The organism is Streptomyces sp. NPDC001219, from assembly GCF_053597915.1.
Map to the genome: position 1 here is coordinate 1 of NZ_JBSFJF010000159.1, position 1,479 is coordinate 1,479.

At 69.0% G+C, this 1,479-nt stretch carries 1 protein-coding gene; it reads left to right on the top strand.

The window, feature by feature from the left end; translation table 11 throughout:
* Positions 1 to 1,479: type I polyketide synthase (locus ACWC9R_RS37050; protein WP_450738280.1), on the top strand; the 1,479-nt coding region annotated here is incomplete at both ends.

Genomic DNA, 1,479 nt, shown 5'->3' on the forward strand with positions numbered 1-1,479 from the left:
ACCGGCACGTCATACGTCCGCGAAGGCGGCTTCCTGCACGACGCGGACCTGTTCGACCGCGAGTTCTTCGGCATGTCACCACGCGAGGCAACCGCCATCGACCCACAGCAACGCCTGCTGCTGGAGACCGCCTGGGAGACGTTCGAGAACGCGGGCATCGACCCGGCCGAACTGCGCGGCAGCGCGACCGGCGTGTTCACCGGCGCCATGTACAACGACTACGGCTCCCGCCCTCACCTGCCCGCCGAGGGCACCGAGGGCTACCTCTTCAGCGGCAGCGCGGGCTCCATCGCCTCGGGCCGGATGGCGTACACCTTCGGCCTGGAGGGCCCGGCCGTCACGGTCGACACGGCCTGCTCCTCCTCGCTGGTGGCACTGCACATGGCCGCGGGCGCGCTGCGCAACGGCGAGTGCGACCTCGCGCTCGCCGGCGGCGTGGCCGTCATGTCGACGCCGACGGCGTTCGTGGAGTTCTCCCGGCTGCGTGGTCTGTCGGCCGACGGCCGCTGCAAGTCCTTCTCCGACGACGCCGACGGCACCGGCTGGTCCGAAGGAGTCGGCCTGCTCCTGGTCGAACGGCTCTCCGACGCCCGCAAAAACGGCCACCGAGTACTGGCCGTAATCCGCGGCACCGCCGTCAACCAGGACGGAGCCAGCAACGGACTCACCGCACCCAACGGCCCCTCCCAGGAACGTGTGATCCGCCAAGCACTCGCAAACGCCGGACTGAACACCAACGACATCGACGCCGTAGAAGCCCACGGCACCGGAACCCGCCTCGGCGACCCCATCGAGGCACAAGCCCTCCTCGCCACCTACGGACAGGGACGCCCCGCCGGGCATCCCCTCTACCTCGGCTCACTGAAGTCGAACATCGGCCACGCGCAGGCGGCCGCCGGTGTCGGCGGTGTGATCAAGATGATCGAGGCGATGCGGCACGGGGTGCTGCCGCGAACACTGCATGTGGGCGAACCGTCCAGCCACGTGGACTGGGACACCGGCACGGTCGAGCTGCTGACCGACGCGCGGGAGTGGCCCGTCACCGACGGCCGGCCGCGCCGCGCGGGCGTCTCCTCCTTCGGTTTCGGTGGGACGAACGCCCACGTCGTCATCGAAGAGCCCCCGGCCGTCTCCGAGAGTCAGGACACCGTCGAGCAAACCGAACTACCGCTGATCCCCTGGGTGTTGTCGGGTAAGAGCGTGCAGGCCCTCCGCGATCAGGCCACCCGACTGGCGACACACCTGGAGACCCGCCTGGGGCTGACCGCACAGGACGTCGCCCTGTCACTGGCAACAGAACGAGCAACCTTCGAACACCGCGCCGTACTGACCGGCACCAATCGCGAAGAACTCCTCCAAGCCGCAAAAACCCTGGCACAAGACGACACACCCCAGCCCCCACAAACCCCCCGCCCCGGCCAAACAGCATTCCTCTTCACCGGCCAGGGCGCCCAACGACTCGGCATGGGCCAGGAACTG